The organism is Pseudomonas sp. NPDC087817 (genome assembly GCF_044742875.1).
In the GTDB taxonomy this organism is placed as follows: Bacteria; Pseudomonadota; Gammaproteobacteria; order Pseudomonadales; family Pseudomonadaceae; genus Aquipseudomonas.
The window spans coordinates 1-17,674 of record NZ_JBIUVJ010000082.1 but is presented as its reverse complement, the minus strand read 5'-3'; the positions used below and the strand labels follow the sequence as shown (position 1 = coordinate 17,674).

16 protein-coding genes are annotated in these 17,674 nt (G+C 57.4%); 9 read left to right on the top strand and 7 right to left on the bottom strand.

All coding sequences use genetic code 11. The features are described 5' to 3' along the window. Positions 1-323, top strand: a 323-nt coding sequence (locus ACIONG_RS27520) for a hypothetical protein (protein ID WP_401303885.1), incomplete at its 5' end; no start/stop codon positions are given. Positions 324-551: 228 nt separating this feature from the next. Here ACIONG_RS27520 and cynR read toward each other — a convergent pair. Continuing rightward, positions 552-1,439 (bottom strand): transcriptional regulator CynR, encoded by an 888-nt coding sequence (gene cynR, locus ACIONG_RS27515; RefSeq protein WP_401303882.1) that lies wholly within the window; start codon positions 1,437-1,439, stop codon positions 552-554. A gap of 121 nt (positions 1,440-1,560) precedes the next feature. Between cynR and cynS the strand changes: the two genes are divergently transcribed. From cynS to ACIONG_RS27500, 3 genes are all read left to right on the top strand, one after another. Further along, complete coding sequence (cynS, locus tag ACIONG_RS27510) at positions 1,561-2,028, top strand: cyanase (RefSeq protein WP_103303359.1); 468 nt, start codon at positions 1,561-1,563, stop codon at positions 2,026-2,028. An 81-nt stretch (positions 2,029-2,109) separates the two neighbouring features. Then, positions 2,110-2,346 (top strand): DUF2790 domain-containing protein, encoded by a 237-nt coding sequence (locus ACIONG_RS27505; protein WP_103303358.1) that lies wholly within the window; start codon positions 2,110-2,112, stop codon positions 2,344-2,346. A 12-nt stretch (positions 2,347-2,358) separates the two neighbouring features. Next, on the top strand, positions 2,359-3,018 hold the full coding sequence (locus ACIONG_RS27500) for a carbonic anhydrase (RefSeq protein WP_401303879.1): 660 nt from the start codon (positions 2,359-2,361) through the stop codon (positions 3,016-3,018). 155 nt (positions 3,019-3,173) lie between these two features. Here the strand turns inward: ACIONG_RS27500 and ACIONG_RS27495 are convergent, their stop codons facing one another. Together ACIONG_RS27495 and glsB are read right to left on the bottom strand one after the other, a co-directional pair. Beyond that, entirely contained in the window at positions 3,174-4,676 is a 1,503-nt protein-coding gene (locus ACIONG_RS27495; RefSeq protein ID WP_401303876.1) for an aldehyde dehydrogenase family protein, read from the bottom strand. Positions 4,677-4,876: 200 nt separating this feature from the next. After that, entirely contained in the window at positions 4,877-5,785 is a 909-nt protein-coding gene (gene glsB / locus ACIONG_RS27490) for a glutaminase B (RefSeq protein ID WP_401303874.1), read from the bottom strand. 139 nt (positions 5,786-5,924) lie between these two features. Here glsB and ACIONG_RS27485 point away from each other — a divergent pair, with 139 nt between their 5' ends. From ACIONG_RS27485 to ACIONG_RS27475, 3 genes are all read left to right on the top strand, one after another. Beyond that, complete coding sequence (locus ACIONG_RS27485) at positions 5,925-6,413, top strand: GFA family protein (RefSeq protein ID WP_401303872.1); 489 nt, start codon at positions 5,925-5,927, stop codon at positions 6,411-6,413. Between the two features lie 223 nt (positions 6,414-6,636). Continuing rightward, positions 6,637-8,844 carry a TonB-dependent siderophore receptor gene (locus ACIONG_RS27480; protein ID WP_401303869.1) on the top strand — a complete coding sequence of 736 codons (2,208 nt, stop codon included), beginning with the start codon at positions 6,637-6,639 and terminating at the stop codon, positions 8,842-8,844. A 102-nt stretch (positions 8,845-8,946) separates the two neighbouring features. Continuing rightward, positions 8,947-9,744: a MipA/OmpV family protein gene (locus ACIONG_RS27475; protein ID WP_401303866.1), complete on the top strand. Its 798-nt coding sequence runs from the start codon at positions 8,947-8,949 to the stop codon at positions 9,742-9,744. Between the two features lie 259 nt (positions 9,745-10,003). Here the strand turns inward: ACIONG_RS27475 and ACIONG_RS27470 are convergent, their stop codons facing one another. After that, a complete protein-coding gene (locus tag ACIONG_RS27470) occupies positions 10,004-11,290 on the bottom strand; it encodes an ATP-binding protein (protein WP_213028293.1) in 1,287 nt (428 codons plus the stop codon). Then, a complete protein-coding gene (locus ACIONG_RS27465; RefSeq protein ID WP_103303350.1) occupies positions 11,291-11,998 on the bottom strand; it encodes a response regulator in 708 nt (235 codons plus the stop codon). Between the two features lie 411 nt (positions 11,999-12,409). On the opposite strand from ACIONG_RS27465, the gene ACIONG_RS27460 reads away from it, so the two are divergent. Further along, positions 12,410-14,683, top strand: a complete 2,274-nt coding sequence (locus ACIONG_RS27460) for a CHAT domain-containing protein (RefSeq protein WP_401303864.1) — start codon at positions 12,410-12,412, stop codon at positions 14,681-14,683. Positions 14,684-14,802: 119 nt separating this feature from the next. Here ACIONG_RS27460 and ACIONG_RS27455 read toward each other — a convergent pair whose 3' ends face one another. Beyond that, positions 14,803-15,411 carry a tRNA-(ms[2]io[6]A)-hydroxylase gene (locus tag ACIONG_RS27455; protein WP_401303861.1) on the bottom strand — a complete coding sequence of 203 codons (609 nt, stop codon included), beginning with the start codon at positions 15,409-15,411 and terminating at the stop codon, positions 14,803-14,805. A 158-nt stretch (positions 15,412-15,569) separates the two neighbouring features. Between ACIONG_RS27455 and ACIONG_RS27450 the strand changes: the two genes are divergently transcribed. Next, complete coding sequence (locus ACIONG_RS27450; protein ID WP_103303348.1) at positions 15,570-16,433, top strand: universal stress protein; 864 nt, start codon at positions 15,570-15,572, stop codon at positions 16,431-16,433. Positions 16,434-16,674: 241 nt separating this feature from the next. On the opposite strand, the gene ACIONG_RS27445 is transcribed toward ACIONG_RS27450, so the two are convergent. Then, the gene (locus ACIONG_RS27445; protein ID WP_103303347.1) at positions 16,675-17,145 is read right to left on the bottom strand and encodes a DUF1289 domain-containing protein; all 471 of its coding nucleotides are present in this window, start codon (positions 17,143-17,145) and stop codon (positions 16,675-16,677) included. Positions 17,146-17,674: the final 529 nt, after the last annotated feature.

The following is a 17,674-nucleotide window of genomic DNA, read 5'->3' as shown; positions in this document are numbered from 1 at the left end:
TGAACAATCAACCTACTATCGAAGAACTGGCTCGTATGTTCGCTGCGCAAAAAGACAGCCACGACAGCCATATTCTGTGGATCAGCAAGTCGGGTCAGGTGCATATCGACTGCCTGGCGCCTCATGCGGGTGAAGAAGAATTCGACCGCAACAACCAGAACCTGCTGGCCCGCCTGAAAATGTACCGTCGCGGCCACGGTTATGTCGGCAAGAAAGCCGCAGCCGATAAAGACTTCATCGGTAATGTGCTGCAGACGCTGAAACAGGCGTGGGACTCGATGCAGAATAAAAACGAAGTACGGGTGATTGATCGGTTCTGCTGAGTTAGTAATTAAATAATTGAAAGGCCTGCTTCCTTAAAGGAAGCAGGCCTTTTTTTGTTCGCTTGCATTGTTTGGCGTGAGTGGAATTGTAGCCCCTCACCCCAGCCCTCTCCCGAGGGAGAGGGAGCCGATCTGCGCTGCGTTCAAATTTTAGTTCGGCTCAAAACTTTCAGGTCGTCGTAAATCGCACAAACACCTCGGTCAGTCCCCTCTCCCTCTGGGAGAGGGTCAGGGTGAGGGGCTCTCAATGCCCAACACCAAATCCACAAACGCCACCGCCGCCGCACTGTGGTAATTATTGCGCCGCCGCAACAACGCCGCCCCACGCTGCGGCGCCTCACTCTCGACCCGCAACCGGCGCAACGCCCGATCCTCTGTCGCGATCGCTTCCGGCAACATCGTCGCCATCGGCGAACACCGCACCACCTCCAGCAACGTACTGACCGAGTTCACCTCTATGCGCACCTGCGGCGTAATTCCATGCTGACGGAAATATTCATCCACCGATAACCGCGTAATGAAGTCCTGTGCCAGCAAAGCGAAATCCAACTGCGCCAGGTGTTCCGGCATCAACACTGACGTGCTGTCATACAACGGATGCTCGCGCCCGACCATTACCGCCAATGTCTCGACAAACGCCGGAATGCACTCGATGTCCGGATTGCGCACCGGTGTGAAGGCGATCGCAATGTCCAGCGAGTCATCCGCCAGTCCCGCCTCGATGTCGTCCATCGACAACTCGAAGATCTCCAGGTGAATCCCCGGAAAGCGCGCAACATAATCGCGCACCAGCGGCCCGACCAGATACGCCATAAACGTTGGCGTCATCGCCAGACGCAAGGTGCCCCGGGACAAATCCTTCACGTCATGCAACGCCCGCTTGCCCGCCTCCAGCTCCACCAGCACCCGCCGCGCGCATTCGATATAAGCCTCGCCGGCATCGGTCGGCTTGACCGTGCGCGAGGTGCGATCAAACAGGTTTACTCCCAGGGTTTCCTCCAATTGGCGAATCTGTTGCGACAAGGTCGGCTGAGACACATGCAACGCCTCGGCCGCACGGGTGAAGCCGCCGTGATCGGCCACGGCCAGCAGATAACGCAAATGTCGCAACAGCATGGGGATCACCATCTATAGGCAGGACTTATGCGCAGCATTGTATATGGGTCTTGGACGCTATGGATCAATCGGCAGAAGATGAATCCCACACAGCAAGCCAACCCCTGAAAGGAGTGACACCATGCAACAGTCCCACGCCTACAACGACACCAGCCTGGCCCTGACCACCCGCATTCTCGATGCCAAGGCACGCAAAGATCTGTCGTGGCAGGCTCTCGCTGACGACACCGGCCTCAGCCTGGCCTTCGTCACCGCCGCCCTGCTCGGCCAACATCCGCTGCCGGCAAACGCCGCCGAAGTGGTCGGCGACAAGCTTGAGCTGGACGCCGCCGACGTCGCCGCCCTGCAAATCATTCCGCTGCGTGGCAGCCTCAGCGGTGTGCCGACCGACCCGACCATCTACCGTTTCCACGAGATGATCCAGATCTACGGCACCACCCTCAAGGCGCTGGTTCACGAGCAATTCGGCGACGGCATCATCAGCGCGATCAACTTCAAACTGGACATCAAGAAAGTCGAAGACCCGGAAGGCGGCTCCCGCGCCGTGGTCACCCTCGACGGCAAGTTCCTGCCACTGCGTCCGTTCTGATCCATCCCGGCCCGCACCTCGCGTGCGGGCCATCCAAATCCCAATTGCACATCGTCACCACCTGCGTCTGGAGGCTGCTCCATGCAAAAAATTCTGTTGACCCTGGCCCTGCTCGGCGGCTTTTGCGCCCACGCATTTGCCGCTGATGAGGCCGTCGCTTACCGCTACGGCATGCAACTGGACGTTGCGCAAGTGCTGAGCATTACCCCGGTTGCCGACGTCTGTGGCGTGGTGCCGGTGGAAATGACTTACCTGGACAGCCAGGGCGGCAAACACATTCTGCAATTCAGCGAATTCGGCAGCGGTTGCTCGAACTGAGAGGACAACACCATGAAAAACCTGATTGATGGCTTCCTGAAATTCCAGAACGAAGCGTTCCCGCAACGCACCGAACTGTTCAAGCATCTGGCGACCACCCAGCAGCCTGGCACCTTGTTCATTACCTGTTCCGACAGCCGTGTGGTGCCGGAACTGCTGACCCAGCAAGAACCCGGCGAACTGTTTGTGATCCGCAACGCCGGCAATATCGTGCCGTCCTATAGCCCGCATCCGGGCGGTGTTTCGGCGACGGTGGAATATGCTGTGGCGGTACTGGGTGTGACCGACATCGTGATCTGCGGCCATTCGGACTGTGGCGCAATGACCGCGATTGCCCAGTGCAAATGCATGGATCACCTGCCGGCCGTCAGCGGCTGGCTGCAGCATGCCGAATCGGCAAAAGTGGTGAATGAAGCACGGCCGCATGCCAATGACGCGGCGAAATTGAGTTCGATGGTGCGTGAAAACGTGATCGCGCAACTGGCGAACATCCAGACCCACCCGAGCGTGCGCCTGGCCCAGGAGAAAGGATTGCTGAACCTGCATGGCTGGGTGTACGACATCGAGACTGGCTCGATCGATGCGCTCTCCTCGGACCGCCGCACCTTTGTGCCGCTGGCCGAGCAACCGGCGACGTGCGCCGTTCAGGCAAACACCAGCGCAGCCGCCTGATACAAATCCGCTGAGGTGAAAAAGAACTTGTGGCGAGGGGATTTATCCCCGATGGACTGCGCAGCAGGCCCAATCTCTTGGGGCCGCTGCGCGCGCCATCGGGGATAAATCCCCTCGCCACAGGACCGATGTGGATCAACCAGGATGAGGCATTTTCAGCGTTTTACGGTGAGGTCGATCTGGCTCATGCGGCTGCGTACCGTGAACACGCCATCGCCAGACAGAATCGCACTGCGCGCAAACAACCGCCCGCTCTCCCAGTTCGAAAGCCCCAGCTCCGGCTTGTTCAGCGCGTACTGTCCGTCGACCCAGCGGGTAATGCCATTGCCCACGAACGGCGCGTTGACCGCGTTGTAGAAGCGTTCCTGAGCCTGCCCATCTTCGCTGATCAGCGACACGGTGAATTGCGGGCTATAGCGGTTGAACAGCGCAATCGCCTGATCCAGATCGTCGACGATCATCAGACTGACTTCCGGGGTCTCCTCCCATTCCCACTCACGGCCAAGGTCAGATTCCGCCAGCGGCTCGGCCAGTGCTTCGGTCTGATAACCCTCGGCGCGGTAGACCTCGACTGTTGCGTTCTGCCACTCGCTCGGCAGGTAACTTTGACTGCCTTCAACGATGTGCAATTTGCAGCCCTGCCCGCGTGCGCTGCCCGCTTGCTTCAGCGCATCGAGGAACAGCGGCAGCAATTCTGCAGCGCGGTCGCGCTGAATCAGGCAGACGTTCAACGTGTTGCAGACCTTGCGATCCAGTGAGTTGCGCACCACCGCGGCAAAGCGTTTGGCGTCGGCATCACGATCAGCAATCAACCACGCCCCACCGGTGCCGTGCAGGCTGACGGCCGTCCCTGCCTGCTGAGCGATGCTGCCCAACTGACTGACTGCGTGCCCAGACCCACGGGCCACCGCCAACGACAGGCGCCGATCAGCGAACATCGCCCAACCGGCCGCGTGATTGACGCTTTCGACCAGCGACACCGCACCCGCCGGCAAACCGGCCGCTGCCAGCGCCGGGTTCAGCGCATGCTTGACGATGGCTTGTGCGGTGCCCAGTGCATCGCTGCCAATCCGAAGCACCGCCGTGTTGCCAGTGCGCAAAACGCCGGCCGCGTCGGCAAACACGTTCGGGCGACCTTCGAAGACAAACGCGACGATGCCCAGCGGCGACACCACTTGCTCGACCTTCCAGCCCTCGTGTTCAACGCTGCTGATAACTTTGCCGCGCGTTGCCGGGGCATCGCGCCACGCCCGTAGGCCGGCAATCATGTCGCCGCGCATGCGCTCATCGGCGAGCAGACGCGTGGTGGAGCGTCCGCGCGCCTTGGCCCGCTCGATATCGGCGAGGTTGGCGGCGGCGATCTGCGCCCAGCAATCGGGCGTTTCCAGACGCTGCGCAAACAGATCGAAGAACTGACTGATCGCCTCGTCGGACACCGCCGACAACGCAGCAAACGCCGCAGCGGCGCGCTCGATGGCCACGGACGCCGCTTGTTGATCCGCCACTGGAATCAGCAACAGCTCGCCGCTCACCTGCTCCACCAACAGGTGGTCACCGGGCTGAAAGCGCGCCGCCAGTTCGGGGCTGACCACGGTCACGCGGTTACCAGCGAAAGGGATCGGCGTGCCAGCGACTAGACGTTCGAGCGCAAGAGACATGAAGCGGATTCACCATGCAGAGGGCGGCCGGAAAATGTATAGGAATTTTCGCTGAAAAACACCTTCCGCAAATACCTCGTTCCCTGTAAGAGCTGGCTTGCCGGCGATGGCGGTGGGTCAGCGACATCCATGTTTGCTGAGCGGACGCCATCGCTGGCAAGCCAGCTCCCACAGGGTTTTGCAGTGTAAGGATGATCGGATCAGAACACTGACCAGCCAATCCGCGAACTGAGCATCTCCAGCGCCGCCATCCCCGCCAGTGAGTTCCCCGCAGCGTTCAACTCCGGCGACCACACGCACACCGTGAACTGCCCCGGCACCACCGCGACGATGCCGCCGCCGACGCCACTCTTGCCCGGCAGACCGACGCGATAGGCAAAGTTGCCCGCCTCGTCGTACAGGCCACTGGTGGCCATGATCGAGTTGACTTGCTGGGTCTGGCGGCGCGTGAGGATCTGCTCGCCGCTGTGTTTGCAGTAACCGTCATTGGCCAGGAAACAGAACGCCCGGGCCAGATCGATGCAGTTCATGCGCAGCGCGCAGTGGCTGAAATAACTGCGCAGCACCGACTCGACATCGTTGTGGAAGTTGCCGAAGGATTGCATCAGGTAAGCCATCGCCGCGTTGCGCGCGCGGTGCTGGTATTCGGAATCGGCGACTTTGCCGTCGATCATGATCTGCGGGTTACCCGACAGGCGCCGGACGAAGTCGCGCATCGACAGGGTTGGCGCGGCAAAGCGCGACTGGTTGATGTCGCAGATCACCAGCGCGCCGGCATTGATAAAGGGATTACGCGGGCGTCCGCGTTCGAATTCCAGTTGCACCAGTGAGTTGAACGGCTGACCGGACGGCTCATGGCCAAGGCGTTCCCAGATCGCCTCGCCGGAATGCTCGATGGCCTGCACCAGGCTGAATACCTTGGAAATACTCTGCACCGAGAACGGTTTCTCGGCGTCGCCCGCGCAGTACATCTCACCGTCGTTGCCGTACACGGCGATGCCCAGCTGATTGGCGGGCACGGTGCCGAGGGCGGGAATGTAGTCAGCCACTTTGCCCTGCCCGATCAGGGGCCGGACAGCGTCAAGGATCTCGTTCAACAACGCTTGCATGCCGGGTTCCGAAGTCTCGCCCCATGGGATTGCGGGGACACTGGGGCTAGACGCTGCCGGCGCCTGTCGCATCACACCGGCAGGCGTCGCGCAAAATGCTCTAGGCTCAAACGCACCCCCCTGCTAACGGAGAGCACCCATGCACCTCGAAGGCTCCTGCCATTGCGGCGCGGTTTCGTTCAGCCTCACCAGCGCCCACCCCTACCCTTATCAACGCTGCTACTGCTCGATCTGCCGCAAGACTCAGGGCGGTGGCGGCTATGCGATCAACCTCGGCGGCGACGCGAGCAGCCTCAAGGTGCGCGGACGCAAACACATCAGCATCTACCACGCGCGCATGAAGGAGGAAGGCGAAAAACGCGCTCATCGCAGCACCGCCGAGCGGCATTTCTGCTCGTTGTGCGGCAGTGGTCTATGGCTGTTCAGCCCGGAGTGGCCGGAACTGATCCACCCGTTCGCCTCGGCCATCGACACGCCGTTGTCGGTGCCACCGGAATACACCCATTTGATGCTCGATTCAAAAGCACCATGGGTCGAAGTCGAGGCCAAGCCCGGGGATCAACAGTTCGAGGTCTATCCCGAAGAATCCATCGCGCAATGGCACGAACGCCTCGGTTTGACCCGATAGATAATCTTCAGCATTCCTCGCCCCCTGTGGGAGCTGGCTTGCCAGCGATAGCGTTGGAACAGTCAACATTGATGTTGAATAGGTGGCCGTCATCGCTGGCAAGCCAGCTCCCACAGGGTTTTTGCCAACTTTTAGCGCTTTGCAGTTCCCTTTTTCCTCACTCGTTCGGTTAACCCTTCAGAAGCACTTCAACTACCGATCGATTCGATGCAAAGGGATCTCCATGTCGCACGTCCGTTTTCGTTTTGCCTTGTGCCCGCTTGCGGCCGCTCTGCTGAGCCTTTCTTCCCACGCGGCTGAAACGCCGGCAAAAAACGACCAGGCTTTGCAGTTGGGCGCGACCAATATTTCCGCCCAGGGCCTCGGCGCCACCACCGAAGACACACGCTCCTACACCACCGGCGCGATGTCTTCGGCCACCGGCCTGCCGCTGTCGATCCGCGAAACCCCGCAATCGGTGACGGTGATCACCCGCCAGCAAATGGATGATCGCGGCGTGCAGAGCGTCGGCGATGCACTGCGCAACACCCCCGGCATTTCGACGCAAAAATACGACAGCGACCGCACCGAGTTCTCCGCACGCGGCCTCGCCATCACCAACTTCCAGTACGACGGCATCAACATTCCCTACGACGGCGTCTACGGTGAAAACCCCAACAACGGCGACGACGCAGCAAGCATCGATCGTATCGAAATCATCAAAGGCGCGACCGGCCTGATGACCGGCTCCGGCGACCCATCGGCCACGGTCAACCTGATCCGCAAGAAACCCACCAAGGAATTCAAAGCCTCGATCAGCGGCACCATCGGCTCGTGGGACGCCTACCGCACCGTCGGTGATATCTCCGGTTCGCTGACCGATTCCGGCAATGTGCGCGGGCGCTTTATCGGTGCGTATTCGGACAAGAATTCCTACCTCGATCACTACAGCCAGCGCAAAGACCTGTTCTACGGCATTCTCGAAGCCGACCTCAGCGACGACACCCTACTGACCTTCGGCGTCGACAAGTCCAGCACCACCCCACGCGGCAGTTCGTGGACCGGTAACCCGGTGTACTTCGCCGATGGCGGGCGCACCGATTTCCCGCGTCACTTCAACTCCGCCGCGGACTGGAGCCGTCGCGACTTCGACAACATCACCTACTTCGCCTCGCTCGAACAGGCGCTGGCCAATGACTGGAAGTTCAAGGTCACGCTCGATCAGAAAACCACCGATCACGACACGCGCCTGGCCTCGGCCAGCGGCGGCAACCCGAATCGTGCCAGCGGCGAAGGCATGTTCCTGTACTGGGGACGCTGGGAAGGCCATCGCGTGCAGAACACCGCCGACGTCAACGTCTCCGGGCCGTTCACCCTGGGTGGTCGCGAGCATGAGCTGATTGCCGGCGTGATGACCTCGCACTCGCGCCAGACCGGCGCGACCTACGACACCAGCGCCTTCTCGCAAGTGCCGGGCAGCATCTACGACTGGGACGGTAATCTGCCGAAACAGGACTTCCCGAAGAACGGCAAATACGAGCGCACCCAGAGCCAGAACGGCGTGTACCTGGCCACGCGTCTGCACCCGACCGACGATCTTTCGGTGATCCTCGGCAGCCGCTTGAGCACCTTCAAGTACAACGAAGACTACCGCTACAACCCGGGCGCCGGCCTCGACGACACTCACACCAGTTACAAGGAACACGGCGTCGTCACGCCTTACGCCGGGGTGATTTATGACCTCGACGACACCTACTCGCTGTACGCCAGTTACACCAGCATCTACCAGCCGCAGACCTACAAGGACAGCAACGGTTCGACCCTCGCGCCGGTCGAGGGCGACAGCTACGAAGCGGGCCTGAAAGCGGCGTACTTCGACGGTCGCCTGAATGCCAGCCTGGCGTTCTTCCGCATCGAGCAGGATGGCGTCGCCGAATCGATCGGCACCAACGCGGTGACCAACGAAGGCATCTACAAAGCCATCGACGGCGCCACCACCAAAGGTGTTGAACTGGAACTGGCCGGCGAACTGGCCGACGGCTGGAATGTCTCCGCCGGCTACACCTATGCGCGCACCCGTGACGCCGATGAACAGCGCATCTACGGTTATCCGCTGTCGACCACCAAGCCTGAACACACCGTGCGCACCTTCACCACCTATCGCCTGCCGGGCATGCTCGACAAAGTCACCGTCGGCGGCGGCGTGAGCTGGCAGAGCGCGTTTTACGGCAAGATCTACAGCGCGCCGGCCGGCGATTACACAAGCATCAAACAAGGCGGCTACACCCTCGTGGACCTGATGACGCGTTATCAGTACGACGAGCACTTGAGCTTCACCGTCAACGCCAACAACGTCTTCGACAAACGCTACCTGACCGGGTTGGGCAACTTCGACACAACGTTCTACGGCGAGCCGCGCAACCTGATGCTCACCACCAAATGGGACTTCTGATCGCGGCTTAACAGTCTTTGACAGTTTCCCGACAAAGCTGCCAAAGATTGCCGCTCGCCACCCGCCTAGCATGGGCGCATCCACATTCCCCTCGGGTGCCCCATGCTGATGTCGTTTCGCACGTTTTCGTTGTCCCTGACTTCCCTTTGCCTGCTGGTGCCCGACGGTTCGCTGCGCGCCGAAGACTGGCACACCACCCTGCGCGCCGGCGCGGTCAATGCTCCGCGCTACAGCGGCAGCGATGAGCGGGTGACGGCGCCGCTGGTGGCTGTCGAAGTGGTCAGTCCGCAGGGTTTCTTTCTCGACAGCAACCGAGGGCTGGGCTGGGGCTTTGACGAAGAGGATTTCGGTCTCAGCGTTTACGTCGGCGCCAGCGATGTGCGCAAGGATCGCAAGACCGGGTTCAAGGGGTCCGACGAACTGAACGGCATGGGCTCGATCAAGTCGCGCCCGGTGCTGGGCGTGGACGGCCGCTATCACATGGGGCCGATCATTCTCGGCGCGAGTTTCGAGCATGCGCTGGAAAAGGACGACGATGACCACAACACCGGCTCATCGTGGAATCGCCTGAAACTGAGCATCAACCTGCCACTGTATGAGGGCCGTTTCGGCAAGGTGACCGGCGGATTGAACAGCCAGTTCGGCGACAGCGATTACCTGCGCACCTGGTATGGCGTGAGTACGGCACAGGCTTCGCGCAGTCAGTACCGGGCTTATGAACCGAAAGCCGGATTGATCAGTCGCGGCGCGGACTTGACCTGGACGTTGCCGATTGATGAGCGCTGGAGCGTGTCGTCAGTGCTGGCGGTGCAGTACCTGAGCCATGAAGCAGCAGACAGCCCGATTGTCGAACGGCGATTGCAGACTTCATTGGCTGGGCAGGTTGAGTACGCCTTCTGAGTGTGCGGTGGGACTGATGGCCTCATCGCTGGCAAGCCAGCTCCCACATGGTTTTGCGGGGTTGTCGGGGAAGTAGTTACACCTGTGGGTATTGGCTGGGCAGGTTGAGTACGCCTTCTGAGTGTGCGGTGGGACTGATGACCTCATCGCTGGCAAGCCAGCTCCCACGGGGTTTTGCGGTGTTTTCGGGAAAGCAGTTACACCACAAAACCTGTGGGAGCTGGCTTGCCAGCGATGGCGTCGGCCATGCCAACACAAGTCAATCCAGATGCGCCCAGGTCATCCGGAACGACGCCCCGCCCCAAGGCGAATCACCGACCTCCACTTGCCCGCCATGGGACTGCGACACCCGTCGCACCAAGGCCAGCCCCAATCCGAATCCACCAGTGCGCCGGTCGCGGCTCGCATCCAGGCGCGAGAACGGTTCGAAAATCTTCTCCCGCCCGTGCACCGGCACGCCCGGCCCATCGTCATTGACCTGCACCTCGTAGTAATCGCCATTGCGCACCAGCGTGACTTCCACTCGTTGCTCGGCATAACGAATCGCATTGCGCAGCAAATTGATCACCGCACGGGCCATGAACCTTGGTTCGATGCGTACCGTTTCGAGCCGGCAATCGCCGATCGACAACTGTACCCCCGCCGCCTCCGCCTCCAGCGCCACACTACCAACCACGCTATCGAGCCAATTGCCCGCCTGAATATTTTCACGCTTGATCACCGTCGCACCGCGCTCAAGACTGGCGTAAGTCAGCAACTCCGAGACCATTTCTTCCAGTTCGCCAAGGTCGGCGTACATGTCGGCGATCAATTCGCGATTCTGACTCGGGTCAGATTGTTGCTTGAGCTGATCAAGTTCGAACGACAGCCGCGCAATCGGCGTACGCAGTTCATGAGAGACCGCATTGGTCAGTTCGCGCTGATTGGCGATCAGACTCTCGATGCGCGCCGCCATCAGGTTGAAGTGCTCGGCCAGGTCGCGGATGTTCGAACGTTTCGACAACTGGATACGCGCTGACAGATCGTTATCGCCAAAACGCTCGGCGGCCAGGCGCAGTTTCTCCAGATCACGCCAATGCGGACGCACCCAGAAAAACAGGACGATACCGATCAGTACCGCGAGCATTCCGTAAGCAGCCGAAATGTAGAACGGCATCAGGCTCGGTTCCGGCGGCAGCTTGATGCTGAGCACCTGCGGACCGCCGTCGATGTTGCTGATGAACTGCGTGTAGTTGTCGCGGATCACCAGAAGATTCTGCATCAGCTGGGCTTTTTCCTCGGCATTCAGGGCCAGTTGATCGGCCTCGACCAGTTTCAGTGTCAGCCCGTAATGCGGGCGCAAGGTTTCCAGTTGCTGCTCGCGATCCGTGCCCTGACGCCCGCGCAAATGATCCACCAGCGACCACGCCTGACCGCGCACCGCTTCGCGGTTGTAGGCCTGCATCTGATTGTCGAGCAACGCGTTGAAGGTGTGTTCGACGGTTTGCAGGGCCAACACCAGCCCCACCGTCATCACCAGAAACAGCCCGAGGAATAACCGCAGCATCTACAACTCCCACGCAAACGGATTGAACAGATAACCCTTGCCCCACACGGTCTTGATGCACACCGGCTCGCGAGGATTGTCCTTGAGTTTGTTGCGCAACTTGCTGATGTACACGTCGACGCTGCGGTTCAGGCCATCGAAGGCAATGCCGCGCATGCGGTTGAGGATGTCATCGCGCGACAGCGTATTGCCGGCGGCACTGGCCAGCAGCCACAGCAACTCGAATTCCATGGTGGTCATTTCGATGATCTCGCCCGCCAGGCGCACTTCACGGCAACTGCGGTCGATGCTCAACTGGCCGAACTCAAGAAAACTGACCACGCCACTGTCCGGCACCTGCCGCCGCTGCAAGGCGCGCAACCGGGCCAGCAACACCGGCGGCTTGATCGGTTTGATCACGTAGTCATCGGCACCGGACTCCAAGCCGAGAATATGGTCGAGGTCGTCTTCCTTGGCGGTCAGAATCACGATCGGTGTGTCTGACACGCTGCGAATCTCCCGACACACGTGCAGGCCACTCTGCCCCGGCAGCATCAGGTCGAGCACCACGACTTTGGGTTTGAACTCCAGAAAAGCGGCCACGGCCAGATCCCCGCGATGCACCGTGCGCACCTCGTAGCCGTGTTGTTCGAGGAAGTGCGCGATCAACGCGGCAAGGCGTTCATCGTCTTCCACCAGCAGGACTTTGCCAAAACCCAGGTTATCCATAACGACCATCTGCCAACCATCTGTGAAGTGGGCGACATTATGGCGGCATTCGCGGGCGAGGCGTTTATCGCAGGCAGCAAAAACCGGCCACGGGGGCCGGTTTTCGGTGATGTTTCATACTCTTAAGAGTTTTTAACAATCTACGTCGCCCAATCCGCTTTAGAATCTGAGGTTTACTCGGCGATTAGGCAATCAGCGCTTCATCTAACCTTTGCCCATTTCACCTTCGCCTTTGCGCAAATTTCCGCCATCGGAGCAGTGCCCCTGTGCACCAAACGATGTTCTAAAAAACAAAACAAGCTCTCTTAATAAAATAATTATCATGATACTTTGACTGCTTGGCTGACTAATAACCCACAACCCGTAACTCGTACCCTATGGACGCAGCTATAAGCTAAGGAACCAGCACAAATGCTCGAATCAACATCACGCGACGAACTGAACTTGGCAACGCGAATTTTTGAAGAGGAGCATTTTCAAGACATCAGATTTGCATTTCATTACTATATACCACATCATCGCGACTATAGTACTGAGACCTTTTTTTTAGCCTACTGGCCCGAAATCGTACGATCCAGATGGTTGCTAAAACTAGCAACCACACTGCCATTTGATGTGCGCGAAATAAAAGCGACTCGCAACAACGTGGCAAAAGCAAGAGTTACGGGGGTCACGAGCCTTATTGTCATACCTGCAAACATTGAGTCCATGCACAGTCATGACTCAATGCACACCCCGCCATTAAAAGTCATCCTTTCAGACGAGCGCATGTACTCCCATGTAAAAAACTTTCTATCAAGCGACTACGGAAAAGGCTTTCTACATATATCTATAGCAGAGTCAGCCAGCAAAGAAGAAAAAGACTCCAGCTTAAAAAAAATTAGCAATTATGCGATAGAGCGAGCGCTCGACCTTCTAGCAAAAGGACAAGTTCCACCAGAGTTTGTTACAGCAATTAAAGAAATACTTGCACCCAAAAAAAAGCCCTGGAAGAGACTACCATATCCCGGCTACAACCATGGTGTAACCGTCGCCAACGAAGTTATTGCTAACAGCTTGGAATTAAGCATAATTTCCGAGGGAAAACTTCAGCCACACAAATATCACGAATACATACCAGCAGTTCTGCGCAGCCTGCAATCTTTATGGAGCTACCGAAAAAATCTTATAGAGCATGCGCCCATTGAGAACCTTCTCTGCATAACGGCAGAACCAATACTTTGGCGAATATATAAAGCAGACGTAGACTCTGAGCTTTTTAACGACAATCAAAACAGCAAAAAACTTATTGCCGGACTAAAAACCTATGTCAAATCAGTAAGAAGATCAGAGGAATACATAAGAAACTTAACAGGTCGAGAGATCGAACACATAACAGACTTAGCATCAGATACTGCTGGAAATTACTTTGTAGCTCTCCATAACCGCGAACTTGAAACCTTCAACCTTTCTACCGGCATACTGGGCATATCGGACCTATGCCCGATCCTTCGCATCGAGCCAAAAATAAACAAAATAAAAGGTGACCTAATCAACTTAGCAAACTGCTCAAGAGGCAATGGACCTCACATCAACTTTAAACTAAACAAACTTGCCAACCAATTACAGATCCGCATGCACTCCCTTATGCATGCCAAGTATTCATCTCTACTCAAAAATAATGTTCCAGAATTTTCAGGAATATCCCTAGTAAGCGACTTACCACTAGAATGGCTACCACTACGAGGACTACCTATAACCTTGAGGTGTGATGTAAGCCGAATCCCAGCCACTCCGGGAAATGCAAGCCTAAGCCAGCTAATAAAAAACAGATACACAACGGTGTCTTTGTCAGATTTCAAAGAGATTTTGGTTGTCCGATCATTCTCAGACACAGACAAAATAAAATTCACACTTGAAGACACCCTTCAACAATGGTCAAGTCGACACCCTGAGTATCCAAACTATAAAATTATAGATGTCGCCACTGCCGAGGAATTCGTAAGCACTGTAAATGATTTCACCGGCGCCTTGATGATTTTTGATGGGCATGGGACGCTGAATAAAAACTCCGACATGGGCTCTATAGTTGTTGGAGGTAGCGAACTCGATGTCTGGAAACTACAGCATCAACTTAAAATGCCGCCTATAGTATTATTGAGTGCATGCGATACAATCCCTATCGACGGCGGGCACGGGTCGTCAGCAAACGGAATGCTTGCACTGGGAGCAATGACTGTAGTCGGCACACTTCTTCCAGTCGACGCATTTCGGTCTGCATCTTTCATTGCAAGGCTTATTTTTAGAATTTCGAAATTACTTCCAAGCATTGTAAATCGCGCAACATATATGCCGTGGCGCGGCTTCATGAGCGGAATGTTGAGAATGACGTTTTGCACCGAGCTTATAGATAACTTAATCAAAGAAACAAAAATCATCTCGACGCACGATCGCCCTGACATCCAACTGATCGCCAATAGCGCCATTAATTCCATGTCGCCCGACTGGTATGAAGATGTTCTCGCAGAAATATGCCGGCGATCAACTCAAGAAAAAAATAAAACGTTAGAACTCTGTAAGTTTTGGGGCAGCATGGTGGAGTCATTGAAATATATACAACTCGGTCGCCCTGAAAAAATAAAACTACGATCAAAAAACATAGACGAGGCAATCTCAATTATTACGGCCAATCGCGGGACCACTTGACAATAACAGCATATTTTCATTCACCTGCCATCTCCTGAAAAACAAAAACCGGTCACGAGGGCCGGTTGATGCTTCACACCAAACCTCAAAACAACATCTCCCGCAAGAGATTCCGAAGATCATGCGGCCGACGGTACACCGCTGTGGAAGCGGAATTCATCGTCCGGCGACTCGATCAAGTCCTGCTCGGTGGCGCGCACTCTGTCGATCACCTGGGCGATGTCTTTGGCGTCCCCGTACTGATAGGCCAGTTTCAGATAGCCCTGAAAGTGCCGTGCCTCGCTTTTCAGCAAACCGAAGTAGAACTTGCCGAGTTCTTCGTCCAGATGCGGCACCAGTGCTTCGAACCGCTCGCAACTGCGCGCCTCGATAAACGCCCCCACCACCAGCGTGTCCACCAGTTTCACCGGCTCGTGGCTGCGCACCACTTTGCGCAGGCCTGACGCGTAGCGCCCGGCATGCAACTGGCGCAGCTCGATCTTGCGGCGTTTCATGATGCGCATGACTTGTTCGTGGTGCACCAGTTCTTCCCGGGCCAGACGCGACATCATGTTGATCAGGTCGACATGGGAATGGTACTTGGCAATCAGGCTCAGGGCGGTGCTGGCGGCTTTGAACTCGCAGTTCTTGTGGTCGATCAGCAGGGTTTCCTGATCGGCCAGTGCGGCCTGAACCCAGGCGTCGGGGGTGCGGCAGCCAAGGAATTCGTGGATTTCGGGAAGGATCATGGGGCTCACGGTAAAGGTGTTCGAGCGAAGGGCGCCGATTATACCGGCCTGCCCGCAGACCACCAGCGGCTGGCGTTGATATGCATCAAGTCGCAGCTGTTCGAGCAGCAACTATAGTTGTGCAACGCCGTGCCTTTTCTTTGCTGGAGACTCCGCTCATGCAAGCCATTCGCAGCATTCTGGTGGTCATCGAACCCGAACATTCGGAAAGCCTGGCGCTCAAGCGCGCCAAGTTGATCGCTGGCGTGACCCAGGCCCATCTGCACCTGCTGGTGTGCGACAAGAAGCACGACCACGCCGCCATGCTCAGCGTGCTCAAGGCCGCGCTGCTGGCCGACGGCTACAGCGCGACCACCGAACAGGCGTGGAACGAGAGCCTGCACGAAACCATCATCGACGTGCAGCAGGCCGAGGGTTGCGGGTTGGTGATCAAGCAGCACTTCCCCGACAGTTCGCTGAAAAAAGCCCTGCTGACCCCGGCGGACTGGAAATTGCTGCGCCACTGCCCTACTCCGGTACTTTTGGTGAAAACCGCTGGCTCGTGGAAGGACAAGGTGATTCTGGCGGCGGTCGACGTCGGCAATGTCGACGGTGAGCACCGGCATTTGCACACGACGATCATCGATCACGGCTATGACATTGCCAGTCTGGCCAAAGGGCATTTGCATGTGATCAGCGCCCATCCGTCACCGATGCTCTCCGCCGCCGACCCTACGTTGCAGTTGAGTGAAACCATCGAAGCACGTTATCGCGAGCAATGCCGGGCGTTTCAGGCCGAATTCGACGTGGATGACGCGCACCTGCACATCGAGGAAGGTCCGGCGGATGTATTGATTCCGTTCATGGCGCACAAGCTGCAGGCTGCGGTGACCGTGATCGGCACGGTGGCGCGCTCGGGGTTGTCAGGGGCGTTGATCGGCAACACCGCTGAAGTGGTGCTGGATGCGTTGGAAAGTGATGTGCTGGTGCTCAAGCCGCAGGAGGTTGAGGATCATCTGGTAGAGCTGGCGGTGAAACACTGAGAATTACGGCGCTGATGCGGCCGTCATCGCTGGCAAGCCAGACTCCCACAGTTCTTGTGTGATTCCAAATGCACCGCAATCACTGTGGGAGCTGGCTTGCCAGCGATAGCGGTGGGTCAGTCAACATTGATATTGGATGTACCGACCTCATCGCTGGCAAGCCAGCTCCCACAGGATCTGTTTGCGCCTACAGTATCTGCATTCAATTCCGATCACTGTGGGCGCCCTGCTTGCGAAGCTTCTAGGCGCCGAAGGCGTCTTTCAGGAAGCCGGGGGCGATGTAGCGCTGATAGTGCGCTTCCGACAGCAGGAAGAATTCCCGATCAATGGCATCGCGCAATTCCGGCAGGTTCCAGTCGCGAAATTCCGGCAGCAAAACCATCCCGTAGGCTTCCAGATTAATGATCACCCGCGCCCCCCGGGCAATCAGCTGATAGGCCCAGCAATATTCCGACTGATGTGGCACAAAGCGGATCTTGCGCTGTTCAAGCTGTTGGCGCAGGCGCGCCGAATCAAAGATCTCGACCTTGCTTGCCATCACTTGTGACAGCAATTGCTCCAGCCGCAACCAGACCGCACGCTTTTCCTCCTCGTTGTAACCATTCCAATTGATCACTTCGTGATGGAAACGCTTGCAGCCACGGCACACCAGATCTCCGTAAACAGTGGAGCAGAGGCCGACGCAGGGGGTCTTGATGGTCTGATTGGGCATAAATTGGCAAAACACTGAAACGCGGAACAGGCCGGCATGTTAGCCCTTTGTCGGGCATTGATCACCCCTCAAACGTCAGGGGCAAGCGCTCGGGCAGACTTTTAGCAGGCCCCGCACAACGCCACCAAAGTCCAATAGAGCGCGACTTACCTTTAAATTTTTTTTGCCGTAGAATCAGCCAGCCTTTTAAGGCGCCAATGTCCGTTAGAAGCTGTTTTCAAAGCGTCACGAGCACAGTCGTTCCTTCAGAGCGGTGTTGGCGAAGGGTTTTTCCAGCGGGGAAAAGCTCTACGCCAACCCTCATCAGCTCCCCGTTCTGCAGGCGTAAAACTTTGAAAGCAGCTTCTGTAAGGAATGTTCGGTAATTCTGGCTAAACGGCCCACAACGCCGTGCAGCGCATGAGTACGAGCATTTCGCGACGAGCGTCCCGGACAGCCATTTGGGACCACTGATGAGGGTAATAACTGTGCTTGAAGCCTACCGCAAACATATCGAAGAGCGCGCAGCACTGGGTATCGTTCCCCAGCC